Source organism: Pseudomonas sp. LF-5, from assembly GCF_037626295.1.
Lineage (GTDB): Bacteria > Pseudomonadota > Gammaproteobacteria > Pseudomonadales > Pseudomonadaceae > Aquipseudomonas > Aquipseudomonas monsensis.
This window is the reverse complement of the sequence record NZ_JARKMT010000001.1, coordinates 1,179,498-1,194,637: the sequence shown is the minus strand read 5'-3', so window position 1 is coordinate 1,194,637 and position 15,140 is coordinate 1,179,498. Positions and strand designations below refer to the sequence as shown.

General features: G+C 52.4%; 13 protein-coding genes and 1 pseudogene. 8 read left to right on the top strand and 6 right to left on the bottom strand.

Annotated elements, in window-relative coordinates:
- Positions 1-24: 24 nt before the first annotated feature.
- Positions 25-963, top strand: a complete 939-nt coding sequence (locus PseuLF5_RS05310) for a FecR family protein (protein WP_340133100.1) — start codon at positions 25-27, stop codon at positions 961-963.
- A gap of 970 nt (positions 964-1,933) precedes the next feature.
- Here the strand turns inward: PseuLF5_RS05310 and PseuLF5_RS05305 are convergent.
- Together PseuLF5_RS05305 and gspH are read right to left on the bottom strand one after the other, a co-directional pair.
- Positions 1,934-2,542 (bottom strand): type II secretion system protein GspJ, encoded by a 609-nt coding sequence (locus tag PseuLF5_RS05305; protein WP_322374385.1) that lies wholly within the window; start codon positions 2,540-2,542, stop codon positions 1,934-1,936.
- Entirely contained in the window at positions 2,539-2,991 is a 453-nt protein-coding gene (gene gspH / locus PseuLF5_RS05300) for a type II secretion system minor pseudopilin GspH (protein WP_095111432.1), read from the bottom strand. Before gspH ends, PseuLF5_RS05305 begins: the two co-directional genes overlap by 4 nt.
- Positions 2,992-3,111: 120 nt before the next feature.
- On the opposite strand from gspH, the gene PseuLF5_RS05295 reads away from it, so the two are divergent.
- From PseuLF5_RS05295 to PseuLF5_RS05280, 4 genes are all read left to right on the top strand, one after another.
- On the top strand, positions 3,112-3,543 hold the full coding sequence (locus PseuLF5_RS05295) for a type II secretion system protein N (protein ID WP_095111431.1): 432 nt from the start codon (positions 3,112-3,114) through the stop codon (positions 3,541-3,543).
- A gap of 452 nt (positions 3,544-3,995) precedes the next feature.
- Positions 3,996-5,426 (top strand): protein kinase domain-containing protein, encoded by a 1,431-nt coding sequence (locus PseuLF5_RS05290; RefSeq protein WP_340133099.1) that lies wholly within the window; start codon positions 3,996-3,998, stop codon positions 5,424-5,426.
- Positions 5,416-6,573 (top strand): ATP-dependent helicase, encoded by a 1,158-nt coding sequence (locus PseuLF5_RS05285; protein ID WP_340133098.1) that lies wholly within the window; start codon positions 5,416-5,418, stop codon positions 6,571-6,573. The genes PseuLF5_RS05290 and PseuLF5_RS05285 overlap by 11 nt, the downstream gene beginning before the upstream one ends.
- 2 nt (positions 6,574-6,575) lie before the next feature.
- Positions 6,576-7,952: a hypothetical protein gene (locus PseuLF5_RS05280; RefSeq protein ID WP_340133097.1), complete on the top strand. Its 1,377-nt coding sequence runs from the start codon at positions 6,576-6,578 to the stop codon at positions 7,950-7,952.
- 300 nt (positions 7,953-8,252) lie between these two features.
- Here the strand turns inward: PseuLF5_RS05280 and PseuLF5_RS05275 are convergent, their stop codons facing one another.
- A complete protein-coding gene (locus PseuLF5_RS05275) occupies positions 8,253-9,386 on the bottom strand; it encodes a hypothetical protein (protein ID WP_340133096.1) in 1,134 nt (377 codons plus the stop codon).
- Between the two features lie 698 nt (positions 9,387-10,084).
- On the opposite strand from PseuLF5_RS05275, the pseudogene PseuLF5_RS05270 reads away from it, so the two are divergent.
- The 3 genes and pseudogenes from PseuLF5_RS05270 (at position 10,085) to PseuLF5_RS05260 (ending at position 13,281) form a co-directional block, all read left to right on the top strand.
- A pseudogene (locus PseuLF5_RS05270) lies at positions 10,085-10,444 on the top strand (DUF6124 family protein).
- A gap of 612 nt (positions 10,445-11,056) precedes the next feature.
- Complete coding sequence (locus PseuLF5_RS05265) at positions 11,057-12,388, top strand: hypothetical protein (RefSeq protein WP_340133095.1); 1,332 nt, start codon at positions 11,057-11,059, stop codon at positions 12,386-12,388.
- 533 nt (positions 12,389-12,921) lie between these two features.
- Positions 12,922-13,281: a DUF6124 family protein gene (locus PseuLF5_RS05260; protein WP_123468074.1), complete on the top strand. Its 360-nt coding sequence runs from the start codon at positions 12,922-12,924 to the stop codon at positions 13,279-13,281.
- Positions 13,282-13,410: 129 nt separating this feature from the next.
- On the opposite strand, the gene PseuLF5_RS05255 is transcribed toward PseuLF5_RS05260, so the two are convergent.
- From PseuLF5_RS05255 to PseuLF5_RS05245, 3 genes are read right to left on the bottom strand one after another with little or no spacing between them, the layout of a single operon-like run.
- Positions 13,411-14,001, bottom strand: coding sequence for a hypothetical protein (locus PseuLF5_RS05255; protein WP_340133094.1), 591 nt, complete (start codon positions 13,999-14,001; stop codon positions 13,411-13,413).
- A gap of 48 nt (positions 14,002-14,049) precedes the next feature.
- Positions 14,050-14,391, bottom strand: coding sequence for a hypothetical protein (locus PseuLF5_RS05250; protein ID WP_267795177.1), 342 nt, complete (start codon positions 14,389-14,391; stop codon positions 14,050-14,052).
- Positions 14,388-15,011 (bottom strand): hypothetical protein, encoded by a 624-nt coding sequence (locus tag PseuLF5_RS05245; RefSeq protein WP_267795175.1) that lies wholly within the window; start codon positions 15,009-15,011, stop codon positions 14,388-14,390. Before PseuLF5_RS05245 ends, PseuLF5_RS05250 begins: the two co-directional genes overlap by 4 nt.
- Positions 15,012-15,140: the final 129 nt, after the last annotated feature.

The window sequence follows — 15,140 nt, the reverse complement described above, 5'->3', positions numbered from 1 at the left end:
TCAATTCGTTGAGAATCTGCGCGTTTGAACATCTTTCGACTGACACCTGCCGAGCCATCGGCGGCCGACAATCTGCACAGCGAAGCCCGCGACTGGCTGGTCCTGTTGACCTCCGGCCGCGCCACCGTGGCCGATGCCCGCGCCTTGCGCGACTGGTGCGCACAGAGTGCCGAGCATGCGCAGGCGTTCGAGCAGGCCAAGGTTATGTGGCATCAGTTGCAACCGGCCATGGAGCAGATGCAGGCGCCACGGCGCTTCGGTCGCCGGGCGTTTCTCGGTGGCGCGATTGCTGCGTCGGCGGCGTTTCTGTTGGTACGCGGGACGATTCCTGGCGGGTTTGAAGGGCTGGGCGCTGACTACATAACCGAAGTCGGTCAGCAGCGTCGTTTCGAACCGGCGCAGGGTGTGAGCCTGGAGCTGAACACTCAGACGCGGATCAACCAGCGCGCAGTGTCTGAGGGTGTACAGGGTTTTGAGCTGGTCAGTGGTGAGGTTGAAGTGCAGACCGCGCGGTTGCCGCTGGCGATGCAGGCTGGGGGAGGGTGGTTGCGGGCGAGTCAGGCGCGTTTCAACTTGCGTAACACTGATCAGCAAGTTTGCGTGACCTGCCTTGATGGCGCGGTTGAAGTCGACGTAGAAGGCCGCAGCCTGCGCCTCGAACCGGGGCAGCAAGTGACCTACGATGCGCGGCAGGTTGGCAGTGTGCAGAGTGTCGACACGGCGGCGGTGATGAACTGGCGTCAGCAGGTGTTGGTGTTCAATGGTGCGACGCTGAGTCAGATGATTGATGAGATCAACCGCTATCGACCTGGGATGTTGTTGCTGCTTAACCGGGAGCTGGGGCAGCGTCGGGTGCAGGCGCGGTTCAGCCTTGATCAACTTGCCGGGGTTGCGCTGTTGATTCGCGATGCTTATGGCGTCAAATGCACTGAGTTGCCCGGTGGTGTGGTCGTTCTTAGCTAGTGGGGTTGGTGGTGGACATATCCGTTGCTGCGGTAACGGCCGCTTAGGGTTCCGCCCTTACGGCGGGTCACCTTTTCCAGACGCCGAAAAGGTAACCCAAAAGGCTTGCTCCTACGTGCGGCCCGCTCGCTGAGGCTCGGGGTTCCTTCGCTCCGGGATCCATCCGGGCGCATCGCCTCCGGTTTGCTTCGCTGCACCTCCTCTCGATGCATTTGGCTGCGCCAAACGGTCGCTGCGCTCCCACCCCCGGATGAATCCCTCCACTCAGCCTTCCGAAGTCGCCCGTGGATCAAGATCAAAAGCTGCAGCCGAGCTTGCGCTCATCCTGTTGAGTGGGGCGGCTTTGCCGCTTGGGTTGTACGCACATTGAAACGGTGGGAGCGAGCTTGCTCGCGAAGGCGGCCTGCCAGCCAACCAATCCCCAACTGACGCCACCCAACCCCTGTGGGAGCTGGCTTGCCAGCGATGACGGCCTGCCAGCCAACCAATCCCCAACTGACGCCACCCAACCCCACTGTGGGAGCGAGCTTGCTCGCGAAGACGTCCTGACAGCCAACCAATCCCAAACTGACCTAACCCAATCCACCTGTAAGATTGAGCCTGCTCGCGATGACAACCTCACCGCCAACCAACCTCCAACTGCCTACCCCCAATCCCTGTGGGAGCTGGCTTGCCAGCGATGACGCCCTGCCAGCCAACCAATCCCCAACTGACCTCACCCAATCCACCTGTAGGAGTGAGCCTGCTCGCGATGACGCCCTGACATCCAACCAACCTCCAACTGCCTACCCCCAATCCCTGTGGGAGCTGGCTTGCCAGCGATGACGTCCTGACAGCCAACCAATCCCCAACTGACCGCCCCCAATCCCTGTGGGAGCTGGCTTGCCAGCGATGGCGCCCTGACATCCAACCAACCTCCAACTGACCGCCCCCAATCCCAACCCAGGACCTGCCCACATCACAGCCAGTCTCACTCCAACGGCCCAATCACCTGCCGATACCTCTCAACCCCCTGCGCCGTCTGCCGGGTCAGCCGAATCTCCAGCCCCACCGGATTCTCCCGCCGATTGCCACTCAGCTGCCGCCACCCCTTGTCCGGTTCCCAAACCCGCACCTGCGCATCGCTGACCTCGCTCAACACCGCCACGCCATCGGTCGGCGCCGGCAGCGGATAACGACTCCGCGCCGCCGCCACCGCACGGTACAACGTGTCGCCCTTAAGCCACCAACGCACCCGCTGCAAAGCCCCAGGCTGGTCAGCCGCCGTGCGAATGATATCCAGCCGAAACCCCTTGCTATCACTGCTACGCACAGTCATCGCGGGCGGCGCCGTCACTGGCTCATCGTCCGCGCCGACTTTCTTCGGCTCACTCAATTCAATGCCCGCACGCATGTCCACATCCCGCTGCAGCTGATTCAACGTCCGCAGCAGGGCGTCACTCTGTTCACCACTGGCCTGCAAATGACTGTCCGCCCGCGTCACACTGTCCAGCCCACGCCAGGCAATCAAACTCACCACCGCCATCAGCAGAATCGCGACCATCACCTCAATCAGCGTAAAACCCTGTTGGCCCTTCATTGCACACGAATCCGGCCAGCGCCATCGCGCAGGACACTCAACTGGTTGGCGCCATCGGACAACGTCAGTTGCAGCGGCGGATTGATCCACTCAGCGTTAAGCACGACTTTCTGTTTCGGCTCGACCCGCACCTGCACCTTCGGGCTCTGCCACGGCCGCGGGCGCAATTGCGCATCGTCATTGAAATGCTCGAAACCCTTGCCGCTGTCACTGCGCCGACTGAAGCGAAACCCCTTGGCATCGCTGACCCACGCAATCGGCCGGCCATCCGCCCGCGCCTCGGCCTGCGCCACCTGCAGCAGTTGCGCCACACGCTCGGCGTCCTTGCGCAGCAATTGCAGCGGATCAGGCTTGATACTCAAGCTGATCGCCGCACTGGCGATGCCGATGATCACCAGCACCACCATCAACTCGATCAGGGTAAAGCCCTGTTGCTTGCCCACGTTCATCGGCTGCGCGCTCCTTTGCGTCGACGTTCATCCTGCACGGCCAACATGTAAGGCGTGTGAAATAAAACCGTGAGAATTGCCGCGTAGTCTGTCAGGTGGGACTAAAAGGAGATTCAGCCCATGACATTCGCCACACGCTTTTCCCCACCACAAATGATCCAGGCCCTGGCCCTGCTGGCCACACTGGTCGGCGTGGCGACCTGGTCGTCACTGCTGCTGACCACCGCCGAATCCCACACCCCGACCGCCGCCCCACAATTGATCGCTGCGCGCAGCGACAGCCCGGCGTTGCAGTGGTTTTCCAATCAAACAGCGCCAGTGGACATCAAGGTGAGCGGGGTGATGGCGGGGAGTCGGGGGGCGGTGGCGATACTGAGCCTGAACGATGGGCCGCCGCGTAGTTTTTTGCAGGGGGAGAAGGTTGGGCCTGGGGTGAAGTTGCTGGCGGTGGAGGGGGATGGCGTGGTGATTGAGCAGGGGGGGGAGCGGGTAAGGTTGGGGGTGGAGAGGTTGCCGGAGGGGGTGGTTTTGCCTAGGTTGGTGAGACCGTGATTTGGGGAGTTGAGCTTATTTTTGCCGTTTGGTTCGGGGGGCAGTTCAACTGTCTCAGCAAAAAAATGGACTGAGGAAGAGAGTATTCGTTGTTGCCTTCGACCAGAAGTAGGTCGTTATGAATGGCCGCTATCGGCCGAGGCTGTGTAAAAACGTTTTTCAGCGCGACAGGTACTCAAGCCCGGACTGAGAATCGCGCTTCTACGTAAAATCCGCACCTGCTGACGTGCCGATAAATTTCAGATTCGACGTAAACGCGCACACTCCAATTTTGGCGAAGCGTTTTTACACACTCTGGGCCAAAAGCGGACGTTCATGAATAGCCGCGTCCAAGTCACAGCGGAGAATCATATGCTTAGGCTTTAGGTTTGGCAGAATGCCGTTAGTAGTGGCAATCTGTACGTAGGTTGCCGGTAGCCGCCAACAGGCGACCGTGCCTAAAGGAGTTAGGTATGCCTGATTTATCACAAGAAAAAATCGATGAGTTACAGGTTACACTTGAGCGATATCTTGAAAAAAGCGGTGTGAAATGGGAGGTTAATTTTCTCGCCGCCGGTGGTTCTGCAGCAGTATTTCGTGGAATTAATGGCGAAGACAAGCGAGCTTTTAAAGTTTTCGACCCGAGATTCATTAGCGATAAGGAGGGGTCGAAAGAGCAAGAGCGTTTAGGGCTCCAACGTAGGCTCATAGGTCATGAATGCGGCCATCTAGTTCAAACATTTTCGATAGAAAACTTCGATGATACCGCTGTCATTGAAATGGAATATGTTGAATGGCCGAGATTAAAAGAGGTACTTAAACACGTACCTGATGCCTCCGTCGAAGTACTTATACGGCAACTGGTAAGTGCCGTTCTTTATCTTGAAGCTCACGGTATCGTACACCGAGATATCAAGCCTGAAAATATTCATGTCTCAGAGTGCTGGGGGAAACTGAAGCTTTTAGACTTGGGCGTTGTTCGTGAATTTGATCCCGGCCCAGGTGCTGCCGATACCGACCAGGGGACTCAAAGGCCCTTTTTAGCTACTGCTCAATACAGCTCTCCTGAATATCTGTTTCGTTTGGATGAACCTTCGCGTGAGCTCTGGCAGGGGCTCAATATTTATCAAGTAGGTGCGGTTTTGCATAATTTGATAATGAAAGAGCCTCTGTTCAGAGCTGAAATAGAAGCAGGGAACCGTTGGCTCGTCGCAAAAGCAGTGCTTCTGAACCCACCAAATTTTAAAGATGGAAATCCCAGTCGCTTGGCATATTTGAAATCGCTGGCAGCTAAATGTCTAAATAAGGACATGCAGGCTAGGCTGACGCTTGTCGACTGGCTTGACTTTGAGGTGCAGGAGCAAAATGTTGGGCTTAATAAACTTCGATCACGCTTGAAATCCAGGCCAAACAAACAAACCGATTCCGAAAGAGCATTGAATTTTGATCGAGATCGGTTCCAGGAATCGTTAGTCGATAAAATTAAACTGTTGCTAATTTCCGTCTGCGGAACAGATTTGCCTTTGTCCTTTTCCAAATCAAAAGTGAGCAACAGAGAGGTTGTGAGCTTTCAGTTCGCATACAGTGATAATGTAGCAGTGGTGGCTCATATTAGTTTTTACTGGAAGACGGGCCTCTATGCTGGCTCGGTCGATATTCTTGCATCGGGTTTTATATACCAGCCCGAATCAGATTTTGCACTTGATCCGGACATGCTTAAACTTCTAGGCACGGTCTCAATGTCTGATGCCATAGATGATGCTGGAAGTATCATTGCTGAATCGATAGCTGAAATTGTCGAGAGCGCTCTCGGTGAAGTAGAGTCACATTGTTCAGTAGCTGACTCCATTGAATCACTCTATGGAAGACAGATCGAGCTCAAGAGGGTGAGTGATGAACGGTAATTGGTGGCGTAGCAAGAAAGAAATGGATCAAGCGCAAATCGATTTTATCGGGCTACCGATGGAAGGACGCTATCTTTTATCAGGGCCGCCGGGGTCTGGAAAGACTAATTTACTCCTTCTCCGCGCTGAGGTTATGGTGGGAAGTGGTGAAAAAGATATTTTATTCATAACCTACACTCGCTCTCTTGCTGACTTCATTCGGAGCGGAGCTGTCGCAAAAGGTTTTGTAAAAGCTAGCCAAATTAAAACATTTCACTCATGGCTCTCTGAGTATGTAAATCTTAATCTCGGAAGCAAGGTAAAGTGGAGTGAGGGGGATTTTGATGACGATTCTCGAAATGAAGCATTGAAAAATTTGATAGCCGCAAACGAAGCTAGGCCCTCAGAGAAAATGTACAGTGCTATTTTTGTTGATGAGGCTCAAGATCTCTCTGTCGGTGAGCTCACAGCTTTACTAGAACTTTCAGACAAAGTCTGTATATGTGGCGATGAGCGACAAGGCATTTACAATCAGGACGGTATGGGAACCGCTGGGGCGCTTGGGCTAGATACACATCGGTTAACTCGTCACTTTCGAATCGGACAAGAGATTGCTAAGGTCGCAGATAAGCTAATGCCTCCAGTAAAAGGAGGTGTAACTCTGGAGTCCACCTGCAACTATGACCCGACCATTCAGGGAAAGTCTTCAGCGATACTGCACCCCAGTCAGCCTAGGGTTGATCAATTAAATAAAATTCTTGAATTAATCGAAGTTCAGCTGGATGCGTTTCCTGATGAGGCAATTGGTATATTTTGCCCTCGGCAAGAAGACCGACTAGAAGTAAAGAGCTACCTTGAGGCAACACAATTAAAAGGCATGCTTTGCACTCACGGAGTGGATTCTGATGCGACTTTTTCAGGAAGCGCCTTAATTCACATTATGACGCTGCATGCCTCAAAAGGAACTGAGTTTAGGTGTGTACATATTTTTGGCGCTGAAGGTCTTACAAAATTCCCGCTGCGACGAACAAAGCTGATTTATACAGGTGTCACGCGCGCTAAGACAGCACTGAATGTTTATAGATGCGGAGAAACCACTATTAAAGTAGAAGCAGCATTTGCCAAGCCTACTTTATTTGGCCTTGATAATCTTTTCCCGGATGATTAACGATGACTGAGCTAAACTTCGAATTTTCTTCGCGGGATGATTTGCCAGATGCATTATTTTCGATGCTGAATAGTCCATATACAACAAGGCTTCCTATTGAAGCGGTGGAGCCTATTGGTTTGGGGGCGATCCTTGGATACCCTAAGCAAAGCTCTGGGCACGGCTACTCATCTCCCTATCTAATTGTTTTACCACCAGTAAAAACTTTTGAATTGTTTGCGTGGCTCAAAACTTACGCTCCAGAAACCTTTCCACTAAGTCAGTTTGGCCGAGTAGTCAGTAGGGCTGATTTTGATTCAGTCAAAAAAACTTCAGGCCAGGGCAAGTTTTTTTGGTCCCGCCCAGACCGATGGCCATCGGTGATACTTGGAGAGATGTTGGCACAAAGTGATGGGGATATTTCGGTTGCGTCGATTCCGCTATCGCGAGCTACTGCTACATACAGTTTTTCGGTGGCTAGAGCGTCGATTGCTCATAAGGACGATTACGTAACGCAGGAATGTATTAATCGTTTGGAATCGTTGTCATCGGATCGCAGATTTGTTGATCGTCTAATCCATATCAAATCCTTGCAGCCAATTTGGAGTAGAGTTAGTATTTCTTGGAACGATAACGCCGGAGCCGAACAGCTCCTTCAAGCAAGTCATCCAGATAACAAAGATTTATTCGGTAATGGACCTTCGATAACGGATTATATGGGGTTATTGAGTGACTCCGCTGAAAGTCGTGTTGTTGCTTTTAGAAAGTTCTCGAAAGACTGGTCGGCCCGTTTAGGCGGCTCACGAGATCACAATGATCAGGCAGAGTTGGAAATTGCATTAGCGGCCTTTTTAGTTGGGCGTGGAACTTCTCATGTGTTTCTTTTGAAAGAAATTGTGAAGCGCAATCCTTCAATTTATGTTTGGTTTGGACTAATCGCGGCACTATGCGGGCCTACTTCTTGGGATCCAGCTTGGGCCCGGGCAGTCAAAAATATTGAAAAATTACTCAAAAGTAGCTTTTCTTGGGAGGAGATCTCTTCTTGTGACATTTCATGGGCCGAATATCAATGGCTTGATTCGTTAGATAACGAGAAGACTTTTCAAGAGCTGCCAAAACTCCTGCCAAAAGTTCTGTCGATGGAAATTATTCCAGGAGTGGTATGTCAGTTTAGGCTCAAGTCCGCAGGAACTATAAGGGAGGCGGACCATAGTGGCGCGATTGTAGAAGCAGAGGCACCAGTTAGCACTGTCGAAACCGAAATGCTTTACAAGTTTGTTAGCGAGTTCATGAAAGTTGCTGATAAAAGCAGGCTCAATCTTGGTGATACTGTTTTCCAAGCTGCGGAACATACAGTTCCTAAGACGAGGCGTTCTAATTCAAAGGGGGGGCGAAAATAGTTTGGATATCTACCCTCGAATAATTTAGTAAGCAGGTTTATATGAGCCGATAGCGGTTAGTCACTAGCGTCCGCTACCGGCTAAAGCTGCCTTTAACCGATCGTCAGCTTTGGACGATAGCAGCCTATCGTTGACAGATATGTGCCAAGGCCAACAACCGACTGCTCTTGGGTATTTTCCTCGGCGGCTGAGTCTAACTAGGCCGGCTGCATGCAATGAGCTATTCCCTGTACATGCACTCCTACGAATATGAATAGGCCGTTTCCCGCTATCCGGCACAGTACACGCTCGGTCTTGGGCTCATAAATCCCGAGAAATGAATAGCTTGATCTCTCTGACCCAAGCTCCGATGCCTTCTACATCAAGATGAAAATGGAAAGCGAACCATCCATCATCGCCTTCTGGGCTGATCTGGACGACGCTTATCACTTTGCGCACGGCTTTGAGCGGCGTAGAGGGAGCGTTTATCCCGTTCTGTTCTGAGTACGGAATGGATGCCATACGTATAGTTTCGAGCTTTATCAGCTTGGGTAACCAAGGTGAACCGAGAAATTCTGTTGAGTATTCGCGGATCCTGGTTCCGTAAGTCGGAGCATAAAAAACCTCACCTCGGATTGTGGATAAGCAAATTTTTATCTTTTGCGGAAGAGAGTCTACACCGCTCACTCGCGCCAGTTGGCCGTTCGAAATGAAAAGGTCATGCTCATCGCTTAAAGCCAAATCCATCGGAAGTCGGTGAGCATCGATTCGAGGAAAGCTTCCCAGGACGCCTACCTTAATCAATGTTCCCTTTTCAGATTTAGACCACGCAGGCGGACAAGACAGCTCACGCCCATCGCCGAGATCGTTGACCAGCACAAACTTGTCATATGAATCTAAATCACCAAATCCGTCGATGTACCCAATAAGCTGCCATAATTCTCCGATGACGAAGTGTTCCAATAAAAACGACCAAGTGTTTTCCTCTACAGCAACAAGTTCCCCGACAAAGACAATGTTAGGGCCTATGGCGATAAAATCAGTGCACCGCGGCGCGGATTTCATTCTTTCCATCTCTAACTTTATGACGTTCTCATGTTCCGCTTTCATCTGATGAAGTAGCGAAGTCGGATATGCAGCAGGATTAACGTCGATCAGGCGACTATGAGTTTGGCAAAGCCAAATTCCGTTTTCTATACTCGAGCGCTGTTCCTTCGTCATATCAGGATCGTATCGTTCTCCGCCTGGCGCAGCAGCTGTTATGTGAGCGGCCACCCCTATACTTATATGCTTATCTGAGGCTTCATCGCTTGGCCCGGCGGTTGCTATGCCGCATTTGTAAAATGAGCATCGATAACCTGCCCTTAAAGCTAGGGCCGTCCTAGTTTTGGAAACAAAGTCGTCTCGGTTAGGACTGTTTTTTTTGGAGTCAGCGCTGGGGGAGGCTGCGGTCATTCCGTCCTTTTCCTGTTTGGTCGTTTTGGGACATTCCGAAATTAGTCCGGATCGTTGGCGGGGGGCAAGAGGAAACCGTTGATGGCGCAGAAAGCATGGCAGAAATTGGAATGGCGACTTTCCGATATTAACGCGAATTGAGGTTCGTTCAGACGTTGAGGCGGACAAGCGCGTACCGCAAGCCTGTGGGCCTTGCCACTGTTGAGCGTTGAACTAAGTGGGGACTGCTTTTGGCCGACAACGGTCGCTCCAGAACGTCCGCTCTTGGCCGGTAGTGGGCGCCTGTCAGCGTCCGCTTCTGGCCGAAACCAGACTGTCAGCACTGCATCTTTCGGCCAAAACCGGTCACGCCAATGTTTAAAAAGACATCTCCAAACACTCTCGCAGGCTACACATCCTTGCGCCTTTGCCTACAGCTACGCCAGAATCCGCCGGCTTGTGTGCCTTGGGGGTGGGTTCTATTGTGGTGCGGTCGCTGACGAATCAGTGATCGGATTTGACCGTCCGCCCAATATCAAGGCGCGCCAGCGTTCTGCACGTGTTCAGGTACTGTCTGAAACCATGTCGCGGTAGCTGTGCGTGGGACACCTTCGGGTGTGCCGGATTCCTTGATGTCCGGTCGGTCAACCCGCGTACAGCTGCCACCCTGTTTGTTTGACCGCGAACGGTGGCGGCTCCAGTCATCAAGGAGCTTCACCATGATCAAACCAACACCCAACCCGCCCGAAACCGACTCGGTTTCCCCCTAAGAATCCCTCGATTCCAAAAAACTCCACGAAGCCGCCGACCGCGCGCTCGACCATTATCTCTGTCCGCCCGGTTCCACGCCGCTCCCTCGTAAAACCCGCGGGATGTATGCCGTGACTGCGGACAACAAAAACGAAGAACTGCTGATTGATGCCAGTGAAACACTGGCTTCGGCGAAGGCCATTGCTCATGACGCTGCGAGTCTGTTGCCGGTGGCACAGCGGCGGACGTTGTTGGGGATTGCGCAGTTGATCATGCTTGGTGAACTGGCCGTGAATAGGGCGTTGGATAATTTGCAGATGCCGGGGTGAAGCGAGGGGCGGGATCACCTGGTGAATGATCGGGTGGTCATTCTGGCGCCTTCGCGAGCAAGCTCGCTCCCACAGGGTTTTATGCTGATTGCAGATGTTGTGTACGGCGCTGAAACCTTTGGGAGCGGGTCGGTTGCTCTTTTGTGGCGTGTTCATCTGGATTCGCGGGTCCATTAAAGTCTTGAGCCATGCCAGCGACGGCACCTGTCGGCTGCGATCAAAGACCTGCACGTAAGCCTTGAACAGGCACCTATTCTCCGCCGCACCGATCGTCTGCTCCCAGGGCAACAACGATCACCTCTTACTGTGTCTCATCGTTTTCGTCCCCATCGACCAGACGGCGTTTGAGCCGTCAATCAGCGATTCGATTTGTTGCGCGGCCAGAGCGATAAATGCGGATTGGCATTTTTCTAGGCATGAAAATGCATCAATGCATTGATTGAGTATGCATAGATGCATATCATTGCTTCCGACCGGTTCAGCAATCCGGTTCGAAACCCAACGTTTCAGTTGCCCCGGTCTCAACGATTCGGTGGTAGCAACTTAATCATCGAACAATCTTTCGACCCCGTCAGGCGTGGAGGATTTTTCACATAAAAGGAGTCATGTCAGATGACAGAGACCACGACCAATAACGCTGTGCAGTTTGATTGCATCGGTGTCGATACCCTCACCGATTTGCGCGCTGTGAGCTCGGCTACGACCAGGAAGGTTTCCACACTAGGCTTTGCTGCTCGCGGAGATGGCGGCTACGCCGATTACGTTTTAGACGCGGCAGATACGACGACTCCCGAGTCGAGTCCCATGGTCATCGTTGCGTACGATGGTGGCCGATGGAAGTTGATGCACGACGGTAACGTCACGGCTGAACAGTGTGGATTCAAGCGCGATGGCACGGTAAATACCCAGAACGTTTTGAACTCGGCCATCGCAGCAGTGACGAAGGCAGGGGCGCGAATCATGTGGGGACATGGCACCTATGTCTGCGAGCACATTGCAATCATTCCGAATATGTCATGGGTCGGTAAAGGGCAGTTTTTTACTGTTCTCAAGGCCAGAGACGGTCTGAACCAGGATTTCATAACCTCGGATTTCAACATCAACACGAACAACGTTTCGGTTGTTGGTATGCAGTTCCATGGCAACCGCGCCAGTAACATCAACGGGCAGACCTTCGCACTCAAAGGGGCCAAGCAGACTCTTCGGCAGGTCACCATCACGCAATCGGCACTCCATGGCCTGATCACTGACTTCGACATCATTGATGGTGAACGTCCTCTTGGTTTTGAAAGCACCTATGAAGATATTCTGATTGATACCACGGGTGGCCATGGCTGGATGTATAACGGCCCGACCGATTCCTCTATGACCAACGTAACGTTGCTTGACTGCGGCGTATTGAAGGACAACACCTATTTTGGATTGATTGCGAGCAGGAATTTCAGAGCGGACAACCTGCACCCTTGGAACCGTTCTTCAACCAGTCACGTTCCCGCTGCGTCTGTCTATATCCAGGCCAGTGCCCCCGGCTGTACGGCGGTCAACTCACACTTTGAGGGAGGCCACTGCCCGCTCAAGATTCTCAGCAACCAAAACTCTTTCAGTGACTGCGATTACTACGCAACCCGTGGCGTTTATTGCGTTGAGAACTATGGAGCGGCGAACAAGATCAGCGGCGTGCTTGGCGCGACAGCGGCTGCGGTGAATCCCAATTACCGGGGAATTCTGCTGCAGGGCGTAGGCAATATGGTCGACCTCACGGACGGTGGGTGTGTGAACGGCACGATCGACTTCAATGGCAGTCAGGGCGGCAACATGGTCAGGATTTCTGGCTATCGGAGTTCGGGTGTTCCTTATGTCGGAACGCCTCATCCGGCAGATACCGTGAATCTCGTTATTCTCGGCGCGGGAGGAGGGGTACTGACAAAAGCCTATTCGGCGTAGTTGCTAGTGCGGTACACCAGTGCCGCATTTCGCTGACTACGAGCGGGTTTTGACTGGGTGGGAGGTTGTCAGGCACATCTGGCGACCTCGACCACTTAGTCCGGCACTCTGTTCAGCAACGCCTCAGGATAAGAGGGCGGATCTCTTTAGGGCCAAGTGGTGGAGTGATGTCTCGATAAACACCAATGTTTAAAAAGACATTTTCAAACACTCTCCCAGGCTACACATCCTTGCGCCTTTGCCTACAGCTACGCCAGAATCCGCCGGCTTGTGCGCTTTGTACCTGGTCTTTATCGTCTACGTGTCGCTGGCAACCCAGCGACCGGGTTTAGCGACCCGACCAGGTATAAGTACAACGACGCTCCAGTTTGTCGCAGACGTTTGCGACGACGATATGGTGGCTGTGCGTGGGAGACCTTCGGGTCTGCCGGGTCTTATACCTCTCGGTTCGCTAACCCGCGCACAGCTGCCACCCTTACTTGTTTAGCGACAGGTGTTGGTGGTTCCACCAGGTATAAAAATGGAGCTTCACCATGATCAAACCAACACCCAACCCACCCGAAACCGACTCGGTTTCCCCCTACGAATCCCTCGATTCCAAAAAACTCCACGAAGCCGCCGACCGCGCTCTCGACCATTACCTCTGTCCGCCCGGTTCCACGCCGCTCCCACGTAAAACCCGCGGGATGTATGCCGTGACTGCGGACAACAAAAATGAAGAACTGCTGATTGATGCCAGTGAAACACTGGCTTCTGCGAAGGCCATTGCTCATGACGCTGCGAGTCTGTTGCCCGTGGCCCAGCGGCGGACGTTGTTGGGGATTGCGCAGTTGATCATGCTTGGTGAGCTGGCGGTGAATCGGGCGTTGGATAATTTGCAGATGCCTGGGTGATGCCGGTGTCGGGATCACCTGGTGATTGATCAGGTGTCCGTTCTGGCGCTTTCGCGAGCAAGCTCGCTCCCACAGGGTTTTAGGCTGGTCACAGATAGTGTGTGCGAGGCTGAAACCTGTGGGGGCGGGTTATTGAGGCATTTCAGGACATTCATCGGTCCATCGCGTAACCGTCATGTCCTTGAACTGTTCACCGATGGTATCGACGCGCAGGCAGGTGCCTTTCTTTGAGTAGTACAAGATGCAGCGCGAGCTATCGAAAGAACAGGTATCCAGTTCGATGAACTTGCGTGCAGCCAACTCACGCTCCACGCCGCTGTATTCATAACCGTCGGTGGTATGCATCGGCGTTGGCTTCCAGCCTTGTTTGATTAGCTTGGACTTGGCCGCCACCAAACGCTCACCGACGACGATGCCTGCTGGCCCGCGCTTGTCGTTTGGCGCCTTTGAGCTACCGGCAAACGCTGCGCTGATACCCATGCAATAAACTGCGACAAGTACGAGGGTTGAAGCCTTCATTGGACAGTTCCTCCGCAGATTTGTAGGTCGATAAAAAGTCCGGATACTCGGCGTAAGGTTGTGGAGGATAGTGATTTTTCTTGCTTGGACCTTCGAGAAGCGCCGCCCACCTTGTTGCTGCTTTAGCATCGCGTCCGGAATGTCACCGGCCTTGATCTTGTCGATCACGCCTAGCAAAAAGAGGGACTGATTTATTTCCATAAAATAATTCAGTCCCTTTTGTTATCACTTTGTTGTCGATTTCTGGTTTCAATCCTTTTCAGGGCATTTGAAGTTCCAGGAATAAACTTTCATGTCTTTGACTTCTTCGCCGACAGTTCCTACACCTAAACAATCTCCGTTCTTGATGTAGTTGAAGCTGCAGAAACGGACGCCCTCCGTGCAAGACTCGATTTCATTGAAACCTTTTCTTTGGATGGCGTTTTCAACCCCGAACTCACCTGAGTAGGACGGATTCGGCTTCCAGCCATTTTTGATCAAAGCTTTTCGGGCTTTCGAAAATGGCATTCCCTCTTTGATAGGAACGTCTGCCGCGCTTGAAAATAAACTAACGCAACATAAAAGGCTGATGGCTAATATTTTTAGTTTCATTTAACAGTACCGCCAAAGCTTTTATATATTTTTTCTACTTCGTCGTACTCAGTATAAGGTTGGCCGGAAGGCTTTCCATTGATTGGTCGATTTGCCAAGCCCGGCCCCATAGGCAATGCTTCCCATTTTTTTGATGCTTTTCCAACTGCAGTTTTTAAGTCGCCACCGATCAGCGGTTCGATGGCACTCACGTTGCGCAGGAGTTCAACGGCAATCAAGTCCTGCGTTCCGGGGCTGAAGTCAGATAGCCCCATTGCTTTGATGGAGAGTTCCGACCATGTGGCTTTCGTGATTTGGTACCTTCCAGATGCTGTAGTTGAACCACCATAACCTGGTCCTGGGTGAGTAGATTCATCACTGAATGTCCACTTCCCGGATTTCCAGCCGGCTGCCCAACCATATCCGAATTTCGCGTGATAATCGCCACCCTCGACCTGTGCCAACGTATCCAGAAAGGCCTTCACATTTTTATTCTTTAAGAACTCCGCATTCTCGGCACGCCTCTTTTGTTGCTTTGCGTCTACGGATACCGCTTTAGGGCTGGAGTCTTTAACAGGCGTCACCGTTCTGGTGGCTACAGATGACATTTTTCGACCGTTTTTGCTAATGACTTCAGCCATGAGGAAAACTTCCGTTATCTTCTTTAACGCTCTGCTGGTGGCTGTTTTGGAGAGTGGAAATAAAGAAGTTTATGCTTTTGTCCATGGAGCCTTGTACACGGTAGTTTTCTTGAGTTGTATCTACATCCA